The sequence below is a fragment of the Acidovorax sp. LjRoot204 genome (genome assembly GCF_056175785.1).
The window spans coordinates 1-1,655 of the sequence record NZ_JBGFFF010000325.1 but is presented as its reverse complement, the minus strand read 5'-3'; the positions used below and the strand labels follow the sequence as shown (position 1 = coordinate 1,655).

Annotated in this window: 2 protein-coding genes; both read right to left on the bottom strand. The window is 51.3% G+C overall.

What is annotated here, in order from left to right:
* Window positions 1-837: hypothetical protein (locus AC04MI_RS25040; protein ID WP_476499026.1), on the bottom strand; the 837-nt coding region annotated here is incomplete at its 3' end.
* 41 nt (window positions 838-878) lie between these two features.
* Window positions 879-1,457, bottom strand: a complete 579-nt coding sequence (locus AC04MI_RS25035) for a recombinase family protein (RefSeq protein ID WP_436078194.1) — start codon at window positions 1,455-1,457, stop codon at window positions 879-881.
* Window positions 1,458-1,655: the final 198 nt, after the last annotated feature.

Below are 1,655 nucleotides of genomic sequence, written 5' to 3'. Positions count from 1 at the left end.
TGGTCGTCCAGGAATGTGCCATGCGTGAAAGCTGGAGGTATTGCAAAAGCGAGGGGTCTCCTTTTGAGAGTCAACAATGGCAGAGCATGAAACAAAACAAGCCATTGCGCGACCTGGCTCTAAGTACTTCCGAATTGCAGGCTCGTGGTCCCTGAAAAAGTCTCCAGTTAACTGCTCAAGATACCGTCGCCCAGATTCATGACTCGATACTTGCATGATGTGATTTGTTGGGTAGAGATCATCGATGTTTAAAGCAACGATGCCCAAATTTGCATGCTTTTCTATCTGAGAAATAGCCCGCTTGATAACTGAGTAAGCATTTTTCTGTGAGTAGATTTTCTTGCAAGCTACTCCCATGGTGTGATTTTCGAAAGGAAACGAAATATCGGGTTCTAAAAGGTCTGCTGCAAAACCAGACCTTCTCAGCAATGAAAGCATTTCGAGTTCCCAAAGGGTATCTTTAGCTTTCGACTGTGTCTGTTGTGGACTAAGCAGATTCAAAGATCCATCGAGAAGTGCACGGAGGTGAAAGGCTGCTTTCGGATCTGTCTCAAGTTCTAGCAGCGCTGGCGCTATGCGTTCAAGAAGCATGCACTGGAAAAAAGCCAAAATGTCAAAATTCTGTTGGCGATTTTTAGCAGCATTCACCATGGATGACAGGCTCTCGCTTCGATCAACCGAAAGCCCATGCTTCGCAAAAAGAGTCTCCACAGCAACCGCCGTTGGATGCAGGGCGTCGATATCAGTGCTCTCAAATTTCGTGTTTAGAGTGGAATGGCCCAATAATTTACCGTCCTGTTGAGAGTAGTAATTGAAGCGCTCTAAGGATGTAACCATATTAATTGCCCTCAATAAACATGCTTTAGTTAACGGTAATGTTAACTAAGACTACTATGGTTAGGCTTGGTGACACGATAGATCGCACGCTTTACGCTGGATGTGTGCACGTTGAAGTGGTCAGCAAGGGCCTGCATGGTGTAGTTGCCTGAGAGGTACATGCGCACCAACTTCGCTTCGGTTTTCTCGGGCATGGAGCGTGCCCGTCCGAACTTCTGACCCCTTGCCCTTGCGGCCTCAAATCCTGCGGCGCAACGCTCGCGGATCATGGCTCTTTCGAACTCTGCGAAGGCGCCCAGCATGTGGAAGAACATGCGGCCTGCGGGCGAGCTTGTGTCTATTGATTCCGTGAGGCTGCGGAACGCGACACCGGCATGTTCCAAGGACTCGCACAGTCGCAGCAGATCGCGCAGGCTGCGGGATAGGCGGTCCAGCTTGTAAACCACCAGCACATCACCTGGGCGAAGCTTTGCAAGGAGGGCTAGCAGCTCAGGGCGCCGCGCTACGCCGCTGCGCTTTTCCTGCACAACGTGTTTGATTCCTGCGCGTTTGAATGCCGCCAGTTGGACTGCGGTGTTTTGCTCTGTTGTCGAGACGCGGGCGTAACCGTAGATCGTCAAAACGTGAATCAGTTAGCTGTAATTTTGATAGCACGAATGTATCAAACGGTGCGCGCTATCGAGGGCTTCAACTGGCTTGTGCAACTGCGTTGCATGGGGCGCTCGCCGCGCGGCGTCCGTTGCCCGTGAAAGGTAGCGCCCAGCACCATTCCCCAGATTTCTTCGCCTCTTCGGCCAACGCTAAGCCAGGACCGCGCC